General features: G+C 44.7%; 11 protein-coding genes and 1 tRNA gene. 2 read left to right on the top strand and 10 right to left on the bottom strand.

Features of this window, described 5'->3' with window-relative positions:
• Positions 1–748 precede the first annotated feature (748 nt).
• Together N5O98_RS25380 and N5O98_RS25385 are read left to right on the top strand one after the other, a co-directional pair.
• A complete protein-coding gene (locus N5O98_RS25380; protein ID WP_118161567.1) occupies positions 749–1,198 on the top strand; it encodes a hypothetical protein in 450 nt (149 codons plus the stop codon).
• A 301-nt stretch (positions 1,199–1,499) separates the two neighbouring features.
• On the top strand, positions 1,500–4,061 hold the full coding sequence (locus N5O98_RS25385; RefSeq protein ID WP_118161568.1) for an outer membrane beta-barrel family protein: 2,562 nt from the start codon (positions 1,500–1,502) through the stop codon (positions 4,059–4,061).
• 27 nt (positions 4,062–4,088) lie between these two features.
• Here N5O98_RS25385 and N5O98_RS25390 read toward each other — a convergent pair whose 3' ends face one another.
• The 10 genes from N5O98_RS25390 to N5O98_RS25435 form a co-directional block, all read right to left on the bottom strand.
• Positions 4,089–5,492 (bottom strand): glucoamylase family protein, encoded by a 1,404-nt coding sequence (locus tag N5O98_RS25390; RefSeq protein ID WP_118161572.1) that lies wholly within the window; start codon positions 5,490–5,492, stop codon positions 4,089–4,091.
• Between the two features lie 18 nt (positions 5,493–5,510).
• Positions 5,511–7,820, bottom strand: a complete 2,310-nt coding sequence (gene bglX / locus N5O98_RS25395) for a beta-glucosidase BglX (protein ID WP_118161569.1) — start codon at positions 7,818–7,820, stop codon at positions 5,511–5,513.
• A gap of 142 nt (positions 7,821–7,962) precedes the next feature.
• The gene (locus N5O98_RS25400; RefSeq protein ID WP_004322292.1) at positions 7,963–9,495 is read right to left on the bottom strand and encodes a RagB/SusD family nutrient uptake outer membrane protein; all 1,533 of its coding nucleotides are present in this window, start codon (positions 9,493–9,495) and stop codon (positions 7,963–7,965) included.
• Between the two features lie 64 nt (positions 9,496–9,559).
• Positions 9,560–12,625 (bottom strand): SusC/RagA family TonB-linked outer membrane protein, encoded by a 3,066-nt coding sequence (locus tag N5O98_RS25405; RefSeq protein WP_195664443.1) that lies wholly within the window; start codon positions 12,623–12,625, stop codon positions 9,560–9,562.
• A gap of 181 nt (positions 12,626–12,806) precedes the next feature.
• Positions 12,807–13,697 (bottom strand): carbohydrate kinase family protein, encoded by an 891-nt coding sequence (locus N5O98_RS25410; RefSeq protein ID WP_008642866.1) that lies wholly within the window; start codon positions 13,695–13,697, stop codon positions 12,807–12,809.
• A gap of 56 nt (positions 13,698–13,753) precedes the next feature.
• Positions 13,754–13,838: transfer RNA gene (locus N5O98_RS25415), tRNA-Leu, on the bottom strand.
• A 73-nt stretch (positions 13,839–13,911) separates the two neighbouring features.
• Positions 13,912–14,946: a S41 family peptidase gene (locus N5O98_RS25420; RefSeq protein ID WP_118161571.1), complete on the bottom strand. Its 1,035-nt coding sequence runs from the start codon at positions 14,944–14,946 to the stop codon at positions 13,912–13,914.
• A 45-nt stretch (positions 14,947–14,991) separates the two neighbouring features.
• Positions 14,992–15,852 (bottom strand): DUF3316 domain-containing protein, encoded by an 861-nt coding sequence (locus N5O98_RS25425; RefSeq protein ID WP_008642868.1) that lies wholly within the window; start codon positions 15,850–15,852, stop codon positions 14,992–14,994.
• Positions 15,852–18,497 (bottom strand): DNA gyrase/topoisomerase IV subunit A, encoded by a 2,646-nt coding sequence (locus N5O98_RS25430; RefSeq protein ID WP_004309592.1) that lies wholly within the window; start codon positions 18,495–18,497, stop codon positions 15,852–15,854. The genes N5O98_RS25425 and N5O98_RS25430 overlap by 1 nt, the downstream gene beginning before the upstream one ends.
• Positions 18,498–18,632: 135 nt before the next feature.
• Positions 18,633–19,961, bottom strand: coding sequence for an MFS transporter (locus N5O98_RS25435; protein WP_008998021.1), 1,329 nt, complete (start codon positions 19,959–19,961; stop codon positions 18,633–18,635).
• Between the last annotated feature and the right edge of the window lie 161 nt (positions 19,962–20,122).

The following is a 20,122-nucleotide window of genomic DNA, read 5'->3' on the forward strand; positions in this document are numbered from 1 at the left end:
ATGTGGTGTCTTTAAAGTTACTAAAAAGCAAACATATCTACAACTTTTAATAGGATTAAGAAAGAAGAAGACAGTTGAAATAAAAAAGAGATTACCACCAAATTTGACGAAGAACCCTTTTTAAATCTTTAGTGAAATATTGTGAGATCATATTTCGGCTCAAATCAGTGCAGGAATGAATCTAATTTTAGGGATATGGCTGTGCTAAACCAAATCCTCCAAGAATTACAATTGAGTCGGCTTGTTGAATATACATAACTTCCAGCATTTATTTCCATATTTCCACCACATTTAAAAAAATATGTATATCTTTGTCATACGGTTTCTGCTCATCAGCGTGATGAAATTAGTAGAAAGCGGTATATATTACTAAATGGAATATGTAATGTATTGTCTCTCCCACTCGAAACTTAGCAATTTCATATAGAGGAGAGATGATTCAACAGATATTCCACGCGAACGGCTTTATATCAACATATCCGTTGGAGATGTGTTATATATAAACGATTGGCGTGGATGTCTGTTGTTATCATTGTCTTTCTATAGGGTATGCTAAGACCTCGAGTGGAGATAATGGTGCAACAGCATTCACGTCTTTTTTGTGTCCGGTCGGTTATGATTACCCCTAAAAGTCTAACCTAAACAATTCCCCGTCCGCCCGAAATACAGAAAACGTGAATGCCCGTTGCTCCACATAAACAAAATAATACTCCATTTTTATTGTGGAACACATTAAAACAAAAGCATTATGCCAAAATGGATTAGCGTCGAAGAAGCGGCTGCCAAGTATGGAATCAACAAAGAAGTAATCTGGCTTTGGGCGGATATGAAAAGATTCCCGATGTCGTATGAGAAAGGTATCACCACTGTTGATGAAGAAAGCCTTATCGGATTCCTGCATCAGAATAAGGATCGAGTTACAGCCGAGTATATCGACACATTGGAAGACCTATGTATTGAAAAAGCAAATATCTGTAACTTATATGCTGAAATTATTGGCTATCAAGACAAAGAACTCTTGTATCAAAGAGAGCAAATAGCTCGAATGAAAGAGATACAAACAGCTATGAAAAGGCAAAACAGCCGGCTCCGGGATTGTGAGAAAGTGTTCACGAAATATGAAGAGAACTTTAGTTCCTGCTGGGTTGGAAGAATCTGCGCTCACTTAAGGCGACTGATACGGTTGATACGACGGTAAATACCATTCTATCTCCTTTTAAATAAAGAATAACCGATACCGTTGAACGGAAATGTCTAAAAGTACTCTTGAATAGAAAATTTAAAGATGCCCATGAATAGATATATTTAAAGATACCCCTAAATAGAAATGTTTAAAAATACTAGAAATATACTGTAGTAAGATTTTTTATCCATTCGTTTTATATTCTTAACTCCGAAAAATTCGTAAGTGTAGATAAACCAACTACTTTTGGCTCTCGAATTTGCAGCATTTTTGAATGTCTTGCGTCTAATAAACATAAACTAATATATTTCTAGTCATGAAACACAGACTGTTACTACTAATTCTATTCGTATTCGCTACCTCCGTGGCGGGGTGGGCACAAAAATCCACAGCTCCTTCTTATACAGTCAAAGGAGTACTTATTGATTCTTTAACACAAGAGGGAGAACCGTATGCTACCATCAAAATAGCAAAGAAAAATGCTCCGGATAAAGCAGTCAAGATGGCGGTGACTGGGGCGAATGGTAAATTTCAGGAGAAACTGAATGTCGCTGCGGGTAATTACATCATCACTATTTCTTCGATTGGTAAAGCGCCGATAGTAAAGGAATTTACTCTAAAACCGTCCGTGAAGGAGGTTGACTTGGGCACAATGATTTCTTCAGAGGCCAATAACGTATTGAAAGGAGTGGAGGTAGTTGCACAAAAACCTTTGGTAAAGGTAGATGTGGATAAGATTGAATATAATATTGAAGATGACCCGGACTCAAAATCGAACAGTATATTGGAGATGCTTCGGAAAGTGCCTTTGGTAACGGTGGATGGAGAAGACAATGTACAAGTAAACGGCAGTAGCAGTTTCAAGATACATGTAAATGGAAAGCCCAATAATATGATGAGTAATAATCCGAAGGAAGTACTGAAAAGTATGCCGGCAAACACGATCAAATATATTGAGGTGATAACTTCACCGGGAGCTAAATATGATGCGGAAGGTATCGGAGGTATTCTGAATATCGTCACAGTAGGTTCCGGATTTGAAGGATACACGGCTACTTTCAGAGGAAATGCTAATAATAACGGAGTAGGTGCCGGCACTTACGCAATGGTGAAACAAGGTAAACTGACTGTTTCTGCCAACTATAACTACAATTATAATAATAGCCCGCGCAGCTATTCCGACAGTTATCGCGAAAACTACGAACCGGATAAAGAGAATGAAAAATATCTGGAATCGGAAAGTAGCTCCAAGTCGAAAGGGAATTTCCAGTATGGCAATTTGGAAGCCAGTTACGAGATTGATACGTTGAGGTTGCTGACCGTGGCTTTCGGAATGTACGGTAGCAGTGACAAAAGTAACAGTGGCGGAAATACGATTATGCACGGAGCTGATCGACAGGATTTTGCGTACCGTTATAGAACCGACAATCATGGAAAAGGGTCATGGTATTCTATCAACGGAAATATAGACTATCAACGTACTTCCCGAAAAAATAAAGAACGGATGATTACGTTTTCTTATAAAATCAATTCCCAACCCCAAACGAATGATTCATATAATACTTATCTGGACATCGAGCCTGATGAGAATAAACTGGATATCATTAAAGAATTGTCATTAAAGAATTTCCATTCGGACGGAAAGACAAATACGATGGAGCAGACTTTCCAAGTGGACTATACTACTCCGATTGGAAAGCTGCATACAATTGAAACCGGTGCCAAATATATTTTCCGACGTAACTCCAGTGATAATCGGTTTTATGAAGCCGAGGGAGCAAGTGAAAACTATGCATATAATGAGAATCGTAGTAGCGAGTACCGTCATTTGAATCATATTCTCTCTGCTTATGCCGGATATACGCTGAAATACAAGGGATTTACTTTCAAACCGGGATTACGTTATGAGCAAACCATACAAGAGGTGAAGTATCTGGTGGGTCCGGGCGAGAACTTTGATTCGAATTTTAGTGATCTGGTTCCTTCCGTTTCCTTGGGAATAAAACTAGGAAAGACGCAGAATTTGCGTGGTGGATATAATATGCGTATCTGGCGTCCGGGTATCTGGAATTTGAATCCTTATTTCGATAATCAGAATCCGATGTTTATCAATCAGGGAAATCCGAACCTGAAGAGTGAGAAGAGTCATTCGTTCGACTTGTCTTACAGCAGTTTTACGTCCAAGTTCAACATCAATCTTTCTTTGCGTCATTCTTTCAATAACAATGGAATTGAAAGAATCAGCCGTTTGATTACTGATAAAGACGGAGAAATCTTTGAAGGTGGGCATAAAGCTCCCTACGGTGCACTGTATAGCACATACGGTAATATCGGAAAGAGCCGGGAAACAGGATTGAACTTTTATTTGAACTGGAACGCTTCTCCTAAAACGAGAATTTACGTCAATGGACGTGGCAATTATAGCGATTTGCGGAGTCCTGCCCAAGAGCTGCACAATTATGGATGGAATGCTTCTGCTTATGGAGGAATTCAGCAGACCTTACCGGGAAAAGTACGTTTGAGCCTGAACGGCGGAGGTAGCACACCCCGAATCAGTTTGCAGGGAAAAGGTTCAGGATATAGTTATTATAGTTTGGGATTGAGCCGTTCTTTCCTGAAAGAAGAACGTCTTTCTTTGAATATTTATTGCAGCAATGTTCTGGAGAAATACAGAACTTACAATAACCACACAGAAGGAGCTAACTTTATTTCGAAGAGTTCGAGCAAATATCCGAGCCGGTATTACGGTTTCAGTATCAGCTATCGGCTTGGAGAGTTGAAAGCCAGTGTGAAGAAAGCCGCACGAAGCATCGACAATGACGATGTGAAAGGTGGCGGCGGAGGAGGTGGAAACACCGGTGGTGGAGGTGGTCAGTAGACCACTTCCGCACACCGAGATTTCCTCTTATTTCTGTCTCACGTCTTGCTTGTTGGTGTTAAAACCAAGTTTGGTTAATCCGGCCTGTACGTCGGGATGGCTCATGAAGAGTTTCCACAATAATCCGGTCCGGTAGTTTTCGATCATGACAGCAATAGGACCTTGGTCGATAGCCAGATAACGTTGCGGATACCAATTGTCCGTTTCGCTGAAAGCATCGTAGAATCCGAAAGGACCGAACACTTTATCTCCCATACCATATAGATGGCGCATCACTTGCATGGAATATTCCGGTGTATAGACAATGGATGAGAGTGCGGCAGTAGGGGAGATCACTCCTTTGTCCTCCTGCTCATTGGGCGAATGAGCCGCATATCCATCGACGGAGTAGCTGGCGGTCAGTCCCCAACAATCCGGTCCGAAACCTTTGTAATGTTTAGGGTTGCGGATGCAGTAAGCACGGTTGACTAGTGTCAGGTTGCGCATTTCGTGGAAGTAGCTGGGGCAATATTCATCTTTTAGTCCCACCGGATCAAGTCCGAGGAAAGAGTATTGAGCCCAGAAAAGCGGTCCGGCTTCAGTGCCCTGATAGCGGAGATGCAACTCGATTCCTTCCACTTTATGCGGAGAAACGATGGCTCCGTTCTGTGCCCAACCGTCATGATAGACAGCCGCAGGTACCCCATGGGTAGGAGAAGCAGCGGCAAGAATATACATAATCATACATTCGTTGTAGCCGTGTACAGGGAAATTCATTTCCCAGCCATACGTCGGACTCCAATGCCAGTAAAGGACGTTTTGCCCGCCTTGCCGATACCAGTTCCAGTCGACATCCCGCCAAATCTGGTCGATACGTTGGGCGAGGACTTTCTCTTTCTCATTTCCGTTGACGTAATATTGGTGTACAGCCAGCAGACCTTGGATGAGGAAGGCTGTCTCCACCAGATCGCCCCCATTATCTTTCTGGCCGAATGGTTTCACCTTGCCCGTATCACCATACCACCAATGAGGGTAAGCTCCGTGGAAACGGTCTGCCTTTTCGAGGAAAGAAACGATGCGTTCCATTCGTGCCAGTCCCTCTTCGCGGGTGACGTAACCGCGGTCGATTCCCGCAAGGATAGCCATGATGCCGAAGCCGCTGCCGCCGGAAGTGACTACGTTGGCATCGTTTTCTGGATAAACGCCGTCTACATGATAACGTTCGGGAGCTAAGCCGCTATTCGGCTCGGCACCTTCCCAGAAATAAAGGAAAGTCCGTCGCTGGACGGTATCCATCAGGGCGTCGTCCGATAACGAGTCGGTGGCTGCGGAAAGGTTATTGCTTTTGCTTTTCCCTTTACAGCTCTGGAAAGTCAGGGCAACGGCGGATAGAAATAGTAACATGAGCGGAAGTGCGCTCATTTCTATTATTCTTTTATATTTATCGTTCATAATCAAGGTGATAAAAGTTTAGTTTAACGTGAACTTCGCGGTTTTCACATCACGGCTGTTCGTACCGATCATCACTTCAAAGTCGCCCGGTTCGGCAACCAGTTGCAAGTCATAATTATAGTATCGAAGCATTTCCGGAGCAATCTTGAAACGGACAATCTTCATTTCTCCCGGTTCGAGGAATATCTTTTGGAAACCTTTCAGCTCTTTGACGGGACGGGTACTGCTACCCACAACGTCGCGGATATAAAGCTGTACCACTTCCGAGCCGGGCCATGTTCCGGTATTGGTAACCTCCACTGCCGCGGTCAACGAACCGTTCATGTCCATGGAAGAATGACTCAAGTCGATGTCACTGTAAGAGAATGTCGTATAAGAAAGGCCGTAACCGAACGGATAAAGCGGATCATTATCCACATCGAGATAGTTGCTGCGGAATTTCTCGAACCATTTGCCATCTTTCAATGGGCGTCCGGTATTTTTGTGCGCATAATAAAGAGGTATCTGGCCGACATTCTTCGGGAAAGTCATGGTCAGTTTTCCACCCGGATTGACGTAACCGAAGAGGGCGTCACCAATGGCGTAAGCGGCTTCACTACCTCCGAACCATACATTCAGAATGGCAGGCACATGCTCCTGTTCCCAGTTCAGCGTAAGCGGACGTCCGGTGAATAACACCAGTACCACCGGTTTGCCTGTCTTTAAAAGCTCTTGCAACAGATTCTGTTGTACGTCGGGAATATTCAAGTCCGTACGGCTGCTGCTTTCACCACTCATTTCAGAAGATTCGCCTAGCGCTGCGATGATGATATCCGACCGACGGGCTACGTTCAATGCTTCGTCCAACAACTGCTGGTCGGTGCGGTTGTCACGGTTCAGGGAACGGCCGAACATCGTTGCCCGTTCTTCGTAACTTGCATCACTAATCAGGTTGCTTCCTTTAGCGTACATGATATTCGCTTTTCCGGCTGTCATCTCTTTCAATCCTTCTACCAAAGAAGGGCAACGGTCGAGCACAGCTGCTACACTCCATGTACCCGGCATATTGCTACGGCTGTTTGCCAACGGACCGATTACTGCAATATTTCCTTTAGGGTTGAAAGGCAACAACGGATTTCCGTTCGGATTACCGTCGGGACTGTCATTCTTTAGAAGAACGAAACTTTTTGCTGCAATTCTGCGGGCTGCATCACGATGGGCTTTGGTAAAGATGTCGCGTGCCGGACGTTTCGGATCGCAATATTTATAAGGATTATCAAACAATCCCAGTTTATATTTGGCTTCCAGAATACGACGGCAAGCCGTATTCAATGTTTCCATAGAGACTTTTCCTTCCTGAACGGATTTCTTCAGTGTCCCTACAAAACCCTCGCTTACCATATCCATATCCACTCCGGCGTTGATGGCACGGGCGGATACTGTCTGAAGATCACCGATACCGTGGTCGATCATTTCTGAAATGCCCGTATAATCAGTTACCACAAAACCGTTGAATCCCCACTGTCCGCGGAGAATATCCGTCATCAGCCATTTATTGGCAGTGGCCGGAATACCGTCTACTTCATTAAAAGAAGCCATCACGCTGCCTACACCCGCTTCAACGGCTGCTTCATACGGCAGCATATAATCATTGAACATTCGTTGGCGGCTCATATCCACGGTGTTATAGTCGCGGCCGGCTTCGCCTGCCCCATATAACGCAAAGTGTTTTACGCAGGCCATGATTTCGTCATTCCGTTCCATGTTTTTCCCCTGATAGCCGCGCACCATTGCTTCGGCAATCATGGCACCGAGAAACGGGTCTTCGCCACTACCTTCGGATACGCGTCCCCAACGAGGGTCACGTGAAATATCCACCATCGGGCTGAAAGTCCATGAGATTCCATCAGCACTTGCTTCTACAGCCGCAATGCGGGCAGACTCTTCAATGGCTGTCATGTCCCAGGTGCAAGACAAACCGAGCGGGATAGGGAACATCGTTTCGTATCCGTGAATAACGTCCATCCCGAACAATAACGGAATACCCAGCCGGGAATCTTCCACAGCTTGTTTCTGTATTTCACGTATTTTCTCTACTCCTTTCAGATTGAACAATCCTCCCACTTCGCCTTTCTTGATTTTTGCGGCGATGTCGCTGCTTTTAGCCTGTCCCGTAGTGATCTCTCCGGTGACAGGAAGGTTTAACTGTCCGATTTTTTCTTCCAGCGTCATTTTATTCATCAATGCGTCGATGAAACGATCCATATCCTGTGGCGACTTTTGTGCCGACGCGGTTAGAAAACCTGCGGCAAACAACAGGACGGATAGACTTAACTTTTTGTATATCATATTATTATAGTTGCTTTTATCTCTATTCATATAAAGTCCTCCTGATGCGTTGAATGTTCGGCACCGAGGAGGACATTGTTCGACACCGAGGAACAGTAGTTTCGGCACCGAGGAAACAACCGTTCGGCACCGAGGAACTTTCTTATTGGTAGTCGGGGTTCTGTACCAACACTCCCTTAGACTTGTCGATCTCTGTCTGCGGCAGTGGAAGCAGTGCGTTTTTGTCCTGATAATTGGTTTTACCGGCTGCGTGCAACACTTCTTTTGCAATGCCCCAACGAACGAGGTCATAGAAACGGTCGAATTCCAACCCTAATTCCACACGGCGTTCGTGGCGGATGGCCTCACGCAATTCTCCCTGATCGGTAGTCGTCACTTTAGGCAATATATTGCTATTGGTGCCTCTGGCGCGTGCGCGTACTTGTTCCAAATAGTCGATTGCTTCACCCGGAATACCTTTTTCATTAGCTGATTCGGCTCCCATCAGCAATACATCTGCGTAGCGGATCAGACGAATGTTTACCCAGAATCCTTTGTTGGTATATTCTTTGCGCAAAGCCGGGTCGGTATAGGCTTTCTTGTTAAAGTAAGCACCTATTGCCGGAGAAACCGGAGATTCACCGTATGGCTCGTTGGTATTTTCCGGAGTGATAGGATCGCTGTCCGAGTGGCGGAAGTAGAGTAGGGTGGAGTTTTTGCGTGGATCACCCTGTTCGTATGCTTCCGCCATATACTCTGTTGCCATGTGCCATCCCCAGCCCAAGTCCCATTGACCTGCTCCGCGTACGCCTTGTACTTCACAGAACTGGCTACCGATAACGGTACTTTGAGGAAGAGCGGCAGTAGCTGTACATTGCAACTCGAATATGGAACCTCCGTTATTTTCACCATCATCCGTGAAAATCTCATTATACGGAGTCTTTAAGTTGTAGAGCCCCTTTTTGATGACATCGGTGGAGGCTGTGTACATATTGTTCCAGTCGTTGCGCATCATATAAGTACGCGCGTGTAAGGAACGGGCAGCTCCCCAAGTCAGTCGTCCGGTGTATTCGCTGCTCCATGTTTCCGGCAATGACTCTTCTGCTGTTTTCAGGTCCTTGTCGATTTGCTCATAGATTTTATCAGCACTTGTCTTCGGGATATTGGCTTCCGAAGCATCGTTGATTTTATAAGTCACCAAAGGAACTTCGCCGAAAGCTCTTACCAGATTGAAGTAGCAATAAGCACGGAAGAAAGAGGCCTCTCCCTTATTGATGATGTCTTCAGTTTCTGTTTGTCCGGCTGTTTCTTTTTCTGCAATGGCATCAAGAATCTCATTACATTGGTAGATGATGGCATAATTCTGTCCCCAATAAGCACCCAGTAGGCCGTTGGTCGGTGTATACACAAAATCATCATACATTTCGGCTACATCAGAGCCATCGCTGGCAATACTTCCTTTTTCCGAATCTTCCGAACGGAAACAGTGGATGGCAAAAGCAGGAGGGCCGGCTGTCACATTATAGTTACGCATCATCGTATAGACATTATAAATCTTCCCGTTGACCAGAGCGTTCGGATTATCATCTTCCGTAAACTGTCCTTGTGGACTACGATCCAGAAAGTCACTACAGCTGCCTAGAAATAATGTAGTTGAAGTAATAAGGGTTGCAAATATATATTTATTCAGTTTCATATAATGATAGTTTTAAAGATTAAAGTTGTGTTCCGCATGGAAAACTGGCAGTGGCACCTTGTCACTAGAATGTTAGGTTGATACCGAAGGTATAGACTGCAGGTACAGGATAACTGCCGTTATCTACTCCGAATGCGGTGGCAGTTCCTCCAAGTTCGGGAGTATATCCGGTGTTATGTTTCCATGTCTTCAAGTTCTGTATGTTGACATAGACTTTCAGAGCTTGCAGACGTATTTTGGCAATTAAGCTCTTGTCGAACGTATACGCTAACTGTACGTTGCGGATACGGAAGAATTTGCCGTCCTCAATGTAATAGTCGGAGTTGAGGTTGTTGATGGAATGTTTGGTGTTCAGCAACGGTTGGGTGTTGGACGTACCTTCTCCGTGCCAGCGGTCCAAGCGTTGTTCCAGGTAGTTGAACTGGGCAAAATTGTAGTTATCCCATGTACGGAAAATCTTGTTTCCACCTTGTCCCATCATGTCGATGCCTAACGACCAATTCTTGTAGTCTACTCCGAGAGAAAAACCGTAAGTGACCTTTGGAGTCGGGTTGCCTATCATGGTACGGTCTTCCGGGGTGATTTCTCCGTCACCGTTCACATCGGCGAATTTTAGGTCACCGGGGGTAACGGTAGCCAGTGTATTTTTGGGTGATGCGTCAATATCTGCTTGTGACTGATAAACGCCTGCCACTTTATAACCATAGAAATATCCGATAGGATAACCTGCCATTGTGTAACTTTGCTGCTTATCTCCGGCAATGATGGAATATCCTTCCTGAACAAGACTTTTTACCTCATTCTTGATAGTAGTCAGGTTGGCACTGACGGAATATCCCCAGTCACCAATCTGATCGCGCCAGGTTACAGCCATTTCCACTCCTTTATTCTGGATCTCTCCCAAGTTTCCGATACCGGGGATAGTTCCGGAAATTCCGGGAACTTCGGCTAACAAATCTTTGGTATTCTTCTTATAGTAAACACCCTCAAAATGCAAGCGGTTGCGAAGCAGGTTCGTTTCAAATCCGGCTTCCCAGGCTTCTACTTTTTCCCAACGCAGGTTAGGATTAGGAAGATAGGCAAGCTGGTATCCGGGATAAATGATGGACGGTTTACCGAATACAGCCGAATAAGCATTGGTCAATAAGGGTTCGGCAGGATAGGCTTTATCCAGGTTCTGGTTTCCTAACGTACCGTAAGATGCTTTGATTTTCAACATATCCAGCCATTTGATGTCTTTCATAAATTCTTCTTCGGACATCAACCAACCTCCACCCAGTGAGAAGAAGTTCTGCCATTCATTGCCTGTGTAGGAGAAAGCGGAAGAACCATCCCGGCGGAAAGAACCGTTGAACAAGTATTTACCTTTATAGTTGTAGATCACGCGTGCAAGTACGGATAATGTACTGCGTTCCCATTGAGTACTTCCATTGGTAGCGGTAGCCGCATCGCCGATGCTGACAAACCATTTGTCCGGATTATCCGGAATGACCAGTCCGACTCCCTGCTTGCGTGCTCCGTCCAACCGGCTCAACGAATTATAATAGGTAGTAAAACCGGCGGTAGCTGTCAGGTTATGATTTCCATTATCAAAGCTGTTGGTGTATGTCAACAGGTAGTCGCTCTGAACTTTTGTTTCATTCTCTTTAAACTGGCTGACCTCGGTCTTGCCTGTTCCCAAAGTAGAGATCCCTCCGTTGACAGCGGCATCGTATACTTTTACGATCGGTGTATACGTCCGTCCGTTGTTCGACGCATAATCCATGGAGAACATTGCTTTGAACGTGAAATGTTTCAGGAAGTCTACTTCACCATAAATATTACCGGATGCCCGGTAGTTCTCCGCTTTGGTAGTATTCGCTTTCAATTCGACGTCTACCATCGGGTTGCTAATCTGCGCTTTCTGGAATTCGGGCAGAGCCGTATATAATCCGTATTCGTTGTTATACACCGGAGCGATAGGAGTTGCACGCAGGGCATTCAACACCTGTTTGGAATCGGCAGGAAGCATACGTGCTCCGTTGAATTGGAAACCGACTTTTAAAAAGTCCGTAATCTTATAATCATTACTTGCGTTGATGGTTACCTTGCTGAATTTCTCATGCTCGATGTTGCCTTGTTCGTAAGAGTAGCCTACGCCCAGATAGAAACTGTGTTTGGGCGAAGCCCCTGTAATACTGATGTTATTGTTTGTAATGAAAGCAGTCTGGAAAATTTCGTCTTGCCAGTCAGTATTGGCATCCCAGCCGGTATAATCGAAAGGATCGTCTCCTTGATTGGCGAGCTGTTCGTTATATAGTTCCTTGAATTGTGAACCATTCACCAGTTTCACTTTATCCACCACTTTCTTGAAACCGAAAGAAGTATTGATATTGACCAGCGTCTGCCCCTCTTTGGCTTTCTTTGTGGTAATGATGATGACACCATTCGCACCGCGAACACCGAAGATAGCCAGAGATGACGGGTCTTTCAGGATTTCCATAGATTCGATGTCCTCCGGATTCAGGAAATTGATGTTGTCATTGAATAATCCGTCGACAATGTACAGCGGTTTATATCCGTTGATGGAGTTTGTTCCGCGAATACGTATTTCCGGATCAGATCCGGCCCGGCCGGAGTTGACAATCTGCACACCTGCTACCTTTCCCTGCAGGGAAGACAGCGGATTCATTGCCGGTTTGTTGGCTAACTCTTCTCCTTTGATATTGGTGATAGAACCTGTCAAGTCTCTTTTCTTTGCACTACCGTATCCGATAACGACTGTTTCGGCTAGTACTTGTGAATCTTCTTTTAAAGTGACATTGATGACGTTCTGTGTCCCCACTTTAATGGTTTGCGAAGTCATCCCCACGTATGAAAATGCCAGTACGTCCTCCGGTGTGACAGAGATTGAATATTTACCGTCCATATCCGTGATGGTTCCGGTGGAAGTTCCTTGTACGAGTACCGATGCACCGGTCAATGGTTCATTGGCAGCATCCGTCACTGTTCCTGTCACCGTCTTTGTCTGTGCAAAGACCGATGTGGAGGTCAATAGCAGGCAAACAAGCGTCATGATGCTCCTTGACCTGATGGCTTTTTTCTGAAGATGTTGTAAAAGTCTAGTCCTCATTGCATTAAATTTTTCCATTTGTTATTATTTAGGTTGAAGTCTTTTTTCTGCCGTCTTTTGGCGAGAGTAACAAAGGAAACAAACGAAATTCAAAAAAGATTTGAGAAAAAAGAGAGGATGCTTGTTTTTAACACAAAAGGGTGAGGAGACTGTTGAAAAAGTTCAGACATGAACCGGTGTGGTTCATGCCTTTCCTGTTTTAAAACATTTGTTCCGCAGTGGTCATACATTGAATGACGTCTTCTTTGCTGCCATTGAAAGGACCTGATTTCTCTATTTTTAATGTAGACATGGCGGCTGCAAAACGACCGGCTTCTTCGATGCCGGCACCTGATACCCGTTGATATAAATAGCCGATGGTATACGTGTCTCCACATCCCGTTGCGTCTACCACTTCTCTGGGCTTATAAGCCGGAATACGATAGAAGTCTTTTCCGTCGAAGATAAGTGAGCCCATGCCGCCTAATGTGACTAATACTTCTTTCACTCCCCATTCATATAATTGGCGGGCAGCTTCATGCGGGTCGGAAAGACCGGTCAGTACTTCCATTTCATGCTCGTTGACTTTGAGGAAATGAATATATTGCAAGGCTTCTCTCTTATCTGTCCAGTCCACCGGATAGACGTGGGTGTCACGCACTTCACGTAAATAGCCTTGTGAGTCTACTGCAATCAACCCTTTTTGAGATAGTTCTTTGATTACTTCCAATGAGAAGTCGTCAGCCAGCAGAGAGCCGAGATGGTAGATTTGCGCATCTATCTCTTTCAACTGACTGGCTGTGAACGGATCGGCTTTCGCTAATACCCGTTGGGTACGGTCGTCCGGATTGGCTCCATAGATGTTCTCGAAGTATACGGAGTGTTTGCTCGGTAAGGCAGTTACGTTAATACCCACTTTGCGCAGCTGCTCTACAACTTTCATTTCAGTGGCACCTACTGCCGTTACCAGCGCATAATCGATATCATTAAAATGGCGGATGGCATGTGAGCAATAAAAAGCTGTTCCTCCCGGCATGTAGACAGTGTTTTGAGGAGTGACTACTTTGTCTAATGTGATGTGACCGATGCAGCAAAGTTGATGTTTATTCATGTTTAACTAATTAAAAAGCCTCCAAGATAGTATCTTGAAGGCTTATAGTTTATTTTTGGTGCGGATGATAGGACTCGAACCTACACGCCTCACGGCACCAGATCCTAAGTCTGGCGCGGCTACCAATTACGCCACATCCGCATGTGTAGCTTTTTTGTTTAGCGGTGCAAAGATAGGAAGATTTTCTGATTTGGCAAATAATTCGACAATAAAGTTATTCACTTAAGATTTCGAATGCTTTTTCAATCAGAGTGTCTTTGTGCTTAAGTTGATCTGATTCAGACATATTGATGGCAATGTCCGGCTCAATACCTTCTTCCAAGGGTTGCTTGTTTTTGTCGAAATGCGGACTGGCGGAGAAACGGACGCTCCATCCATTAGGTAATTCCGATGAGAAGGGAAGTCCCGAACCACCTCCGGTCCAGTCACCTAACTGGATGATTCTTTTCTCTTCGTTGTCCTTGTTTAAGCTGCGCATCGCATTCACAAAATCATTGGTGGCACTATAACAACGACGATTGGTCAGAATGATTACTTTCTTCTGCCACCGGATGCTGTTGGATGGTTCCAGATAGATCGGCTCCATCTTGGAGAAATCATTATGTCCCGGTCCGGTTTTGTGCTGTATATATCCGGTAAGTGTTTTCTCGTTGGTAAACCGGGCGGCAATGCGGGTGGAGTTGGTCAGGTTTCCGCCTCCGTTATCACGTACATCGATGATTAATCCGTTGCAGGTGGCCAGGTAGAGGAGAACTTCATCCAAGTTGCCATCGCCCACTCCGGAACTGAAACTTTCATAACGAATATATCCTATATTATTATCGAATATTTTATACTTTAAACCGGCGGATGTATAGTATCCTGTGCTGGCACTGCCCAGATAAGTTTGATAGAGAATATCTTCCCGGTAGTTCCAGTCGTAACCCTGATACCATTCATCGTAGAAAGAAGTACGTTTGGCAGAGGATAGATTGACATGTCCGTCTTTTAAAATGTATAGCATCTGGCTTAGGATGTCGAACAGGTCGTCATTAGACATTGTCGGAATAATCAGTGGGCTATATTTGTCGTGAACGGCATCCCAGTCAATACCTTTTGCTTCCAGAAAACAATACTGTTCGTCGATGATCTTCCATAGTTGTTCGAAGTTTCCTACAGGATCATTGGCGTAGTCTTCTTCTTCGATGCAACCGGTCAATACCGGAAGACAGCAGAGCAGCCAAAGCATTTGTCTAATCTTATTTCTCATTCTTAATTGATCTCACTTGAAGTTTCAACATTAAATTTTGTTCTCTTAGTAGGCTCTGACCGATGAAGGCAAAGCTGTTCCTTTTTTGTTTCGGATACGGTATAGGTCTTTCACAAATCCTACCATGAATACGTGCGAGTAGGTATGTGTCTTGATATTGTTTACATTGGATTGTTGCAAATCAGCCAGATAGCTGAATCGCATTTTTGTATATCCTATCGGTAAGTCGACCGAGAGCATCTGCCGCAGTGAAGGCTGGTTGTGCAGGGAGGTGAACTTTATCACTCCACTCGAATTTCCCAGAGAGAATATCTCGTAGTAAGATTGTCCGTAGTGCGGTGAGAACATTACTCCCATCACCGGTAGATTGACTTGATAGCGTAATACCATCGGGTACCGTTTGATTTTCAAATGCCAGATAGCCATTCCGGAAGCATCCAAATTGACGTATGCCCGTGCGGATGCCGGATTGTTGGTGTTCCGGAGATTATAGACAAAGCCTCCGTTGGCATCTATCAATCCTCCGGCTAATAATTTGAAATTCTCCGTCAGTCGAAACTGGTAGTGTAATCCGTAATTCCAGTTGACTAATCCGGAGAAGGTGTTATTGTTATCGGCACGGTTATGGGTATAACCGATGTCTGCCTGAAAGAAATTCTGCACAGACACATTTCCATCGAATAACTTAGTCATCCGAATCGTCTCGCGGGAAATACGGAAGTCAATTCCTTTGTATTCCTGCGGTGAAAGATAGGTGTCGAATACGTTGGTAAATCCTACACCGTACATGGTGGCACGTGTTACATACCGATGGGTTTGCAGACTGTCAATCTGCGCTTGTAATCTGGTGCAAAGGGCGAACAGGATGCATCCTGTCAGCCCCAGATATATTAGTTTTTTCTTCATCAGAATAATTTCATCTGCCCGGTGATCTCATCAATAATATCGCCTTCGCTCTTATCACTGTCCGGGTCCAGATTTTCCGGTTCCTCTTCCGGGCTTTCCTGCTGCTCTTGTTCAGGTTCGGGGAAGCGGGTCGGTTCAAGTTCGTTGATCGTATCCACGGTATAGGTCGTGATGCGTTTTCCTTTGGCTTTGAACCCTTTGACAGCTATGAATTCATCTGCATCGATATCCAACGGATCACGGAAGCTGTCGTGTCCGCCAAATATAACTTCCAGACGCGGATAGTACTCATCGGTCAGCAAGATGAGACGGTTATTCTTATTCTCTCCCAGATAGTTCTGTTTGCGGTTGGAGGCCTCGAAGCAGAAACGTTTCAGGTACGGGTAATTCTGTTGATCGGCATCATAAAGTGCAGCGGTCCATACCTTATGGGGATCGAATTTCTCAACGATGCTCACATTGTCTTCGTAGTGATTGCTCAAATCGAAGTTGGTGGTGTAGAAATCACCATTGTTCAGTACAACCAGTATGGAGTCGTCACTTTGGAATTCTCCCAGGTATTCGCCGCGTCCATCATAGTTGAGGCGAAGTATGTCACGGTCGAACCAGACTTTACGTCCACCGAGAGTAGAGCCGCCTTTCTGTTTCAAGGATATTTTGTGTACCGGCAAGCGGGTGAGAATTATCCCCCGTGCCTGGCGTCCCTTGATACTGACTTCGCTGAAGTCATGCTCGAAGATGATGCGGCGTACACGCGGGTTCGGCTTCAATGTCACTTTGATAATTTCGGCTTCTCCGTTCGGGTTGGCACTGAAATAGGTAATTCGTGAATCGGGAGTTCCCAGTGTCACATCATATTCGCGGTCGCGGACCACGGAAGTTACGGCGAAACGTTTTACGTAGGTCGTTCCTTCTTTTCCGTCGCGGTAGGCTACGTTGTAGATTGTACGTTTATCGTTCTTCTTGAATACATTGACATAAAGAACGTTCTTACCGACAAATTTCTTATCGGCAACGGGGGTGACGATATATTTACCATCACGGAAGAAGATAATGACATCGTCGATATCCGAACAGCAGGCTACGAACTCATCTTTCTTCAAGGTCGTTCCGATAAATCCTTCTTCACGGTTGATATAGAGTTTCTCGTTTGCTTCTACTACTTTGGCTGCTTCGATGGTGTCGAAGTTTCGCAATTCCGTGTGGCGCGGGAAATTCTTGCCGTATTTGTTCTTCAGCATCTGATACCAGTTGACGGTATAATCCACGATGTGAGCCAGGTGGTTATCAATCTCGGCAATTTCCTCTTTCATCTTGGCGATCAGTTCATCTGCTTTGTCTGAGTTGAATTTCAGGATACGCCCCATTTTGATTTCCATCAACTTGAGAATATCTTCTTTCGTAACTTCACGGATAAATGTCGGATAGTAAGGTGTCAGACGTTCGTCGATATGTGCACAGGCTGCATCCATGTCTTTGGATTGCTCGAACTCTTTATCCTTATAGATGCGTTCTTCGATAAATATCTTTTCGAGAGAAGAGAAATGCAGGGATTCCAGAATTTCTCCTTTCTTGATTTCCAGCTCCTGCTTCAGCAAATCCATCGTATTGTCTGCCGACTTTTTCAGGACTTTGCTCACAGTGAGGAAATGTGGCTTACTGTCATCGATAATACAGCAGTTGGGCGAGATGCTTACTTCACAGTCAGTGAAAGCGTACAGAGCATCAATCGTTTTATCTGATGAGGTGCCGGGTGCGAGGTGCACTAATATTTCTACGTTGGCAGCCGTATTGTCGTCTACCTTACGAATTTTGATCTTTCCTTTATCAACAGCTTTCAGGATAGAGTCGATCACTGTCGAAGTCGTCTTTCCGTATGGAATTTCTGTGATAGCAAGCGTTTTATTATCAATCTTGTTGATCTTGGCACGTACTTTCACGGCTCCGCCACGCTCTCCGTCGTTGTATTTGGCTACATCGATAGAGCCTCCTGTCTGGAAATCAGGATATAGTTGGAATTCCTCTCCGCGTAAATAGCTGATAGAGGCATCACAAAGTTCGTTGAAATTGTGTGGTAAAATTTTTGAAGAAAGTCCCACGGCGATACCTTCCACTCCCTGTGCTAATAATAACGGGAATTTCACAGGAAGAGTGACCGGTTCCTTGTTTCGTCCGTCATAAGAAAGTTTCCATTCGGTAGTTTTGGGATTGAAGACAACATCCAGCGCAAACTTGGACAAGCGTGCTTCGATATAACGGGGAGCAGCTGCGCCGTCTCCGGTGAGGATATTACCCCAGTTACCCTGACAATCGATCAACAGGTCTTTCTGTCCCAACTGTACCAGGGCATCTCCGATAGAAGCATCACCGTGAGGGTGGAACTGCATGGTGTGTCCCACAATGTTAGCCACTTTATTATACCGTCCGTCGTCCAGACGTTTCATTGAATGTAAAATACGTCGTTGCACAGGCTTTAAACCGTCATTGATATGAGGCACGGCACGTTCCAGTATAACGTATGAAGCATAGTCCAGAAACCAATTCTGGTACATGCCTGTTAACTGATGCTTTACGTTTTCGTCCCGCGTGTCCGCCGGTTTGTAGTCTGAATGTCCTTCCGTTATCTCGTTGATTTCGTCACTCATATATCAATCTTCGCTTTGCTTTAACAACAAATTATCTTCCTGAACATCAAAAAAGGGGATGTCCACGCAAAAATACGAAATAAATTCATATGAGGACGAAAAGAACTCACGTTTTTTATGATACTGACAGTTCTGTTAATCCTTTGATTTCACATTCCATACCAATAAAGCAAAAAAGACGGAGAGTAATGCGGCTCCGATCCAAAAAATATTGATATAAGAAAAGTCATAGATTTCTTTGCCATCGACAATGCTTTTATGCCCTCCTATGAGAATACCGCTCATAATATCCTGTATACCTGCCCCGATGTAACTGGCAATACCTACGATTCCTAATGCTGCACCTGAAGCGTTCCGGGGAGCAATGTCAACTGCCATCAATCCGCCCAAGAAACAGAGGAGTACTCCGATCGCAGTACCGAACAGTACCATGGATAACGCGTCTACCCAAAAGTGGACACCCGGAACTAATAGAAACAGACAAAGTGCCATTACATTCATCAGACCGAAGATGAGTGCAGGAGCATTTCTGCGCCCACTGAAAAACTTGTCGGAGATGACACCGGAAAACATTGTACCGATAATTCCACAAACCGAACCGATAGAAATGATAAAACTGGCGTCCAGTGTAGAATATCCTTTCTGGGTTTCCAGATAGAAGACTCCCCAGCTGTTTACGGCATAGCGGCTGACGTACATCAATGCACTCGAAATGGCAAGTATCCAAATTGCGGGCATCATTAGAGCTTGCCGTTGTGCCTTGTTGAAATCGGCAGCATCACCTGTTTCACTTTGCATTTGTGGATGATTGACGGCAGGCAGCCCTTCACTTTCCGGAGAATCATGAAAGAATCTCCAGACGATTAATGCCCCGATTATTCCGATACTTCCGGCTCCAATGAAACCGTATCTCCATCCTAAAGCACTGACAATGGAGGCGACAATAATGAAAGTCATTGCTTCCCCGATGTTGTGGCTTGCCGACCAGAAGCCATAGAACGATCCCCGTTTCTTATTTTCAAACCAACGGGATAATCCGACTACGCAAGAAGCAGCCCCCATTGACTGAAACCATCCGCTGATTCCCCATAATATGGCGAATAGAATGAAAGAGTGGGTGAATCCTAGGCATAAGTTTGCCAGGGCTGTAATTAGCAGTCCGGTGGACATGAAACGCCTGATATTGCTGCGGTCTGCCAGAAATCCGTTAGTGAATTTTCCGATAGCATAGGTGAAAAATAACACTGCTCCGATAATACCGAGCTCTGTTTCTGAAAAGATTCCTTCTTCAACAATCGGTTTCTTTACTACATTCAGGCTTAGCCGACAGACATAATAAATACCATATCCGGCTGTGGCGGAAAGAAAGGTAGCCCACTGCAATCTTTTAAGTTTTTTCTTGTCTTTTTTAAGAGGAGTCGCAGGAGTGCTGATGTGATAAAATTTGATAAGTTGTTTTAACATGGTGGTAGGATTTGATAGCCTAGTGAAAGGCGATAGTAATGGGAAGAAGGTGTGTCAAAATGCACACCTTCTGTTTTTTACGCACAAAGCCCCGACTTTCACAAGCTGGGGCTTTGTTATTACCTAAAGATTTTGTATCTTTAGGCATAAGAATTTCACTA

This window comes from Bacteroides sp. LFL-34 (assembly GCF_027257075.1).
GTDB lineage: Bacteria > Bacteroidota > Bacteroidia > Bacteroidales > Bacteroidaceae > Bacteroides > Bacteroides ovatus.

Excerpts from the sequence above, each read along its gene's own strand:
- N5O98_RS25390 (WP_118161572.1), bottom strand. The coding sequence starts at position 5,492 with ATGAACGATAAATATAAAAGAATAATAGAAATGAGCGCACTTCCGCTC.
- N5O98_RS25400 (WP_004322292.1), bottom strand. The coding sequence starts at position 9,495 with ATGAAACTGAATAAATATATATTTGCAACCCTTATTACTTCAACTACA.
- N5O98_RS25425 (WP_008642868.1), bottom strand. The coding sequence starts at position 15,852 with ATGAAGAAAAAACTAATATATCTGGGGCTGACAGGATGCATCCTGTTC.
- N5O98_RS25410 (WP_008642866.1), bottom strand. The coding sequence starts at position 13,697 with ATGAATAAACATCAACTTTGCTGCATCGGTCACATCACATTAGACAAA.
- N5O98_RS25385 (WP_118161568.1), top strand. The coding sequence starts at position 1,500 with ATGAAACACAGACTGTTACTACTAATTCTATTCGTATTCGCTACCTCC.
- N5O98_RS25405 (WP_195664443.1), bottom strand. The coding sequence starts at position 12,625 with ATGGAAAAATTTAATGCAATGAGGACTAGACTTTTACAACATCTTCAG.
- N5O98_RS25420 (WP_118161571.1), bottom strand. The coding sequence starts at position 14,946 with ATGAGAAATAAGATTAGACAAATGCTTTGGCTGCTCTGCTGTCTTCCG.
- bglX (WP_118161569.1), bottom strand. The coding sequence starts at position 7,820 with ATGATATACAAAAAGTTAAGTCTATCCGTCCTGTTGTTTGCCGCAGGT.
- N5O98_RS25380 (WP_118161567.1), top strand. The coding sequence starts at position 749 with ATGCCAAAATGGATTAGCGTCGAAGAAGCGGCTGCCAAGTATGGAATC.
- N5O98_RS25430 (WP_004309592.1), bottom strand. The coding sequence starts at position 18,497 with ATGAGTGACGAAATCAACGAGATAACGGAAGGACATTCAGACTACAAA.
- N5O98_RS25435 (WP_008998021.1), bottom strand. The coding sequence starts at position 19,961 with ATGTTAAAACAACTTATCAAATTTTATCACATCAGCACTCCTGCGACT.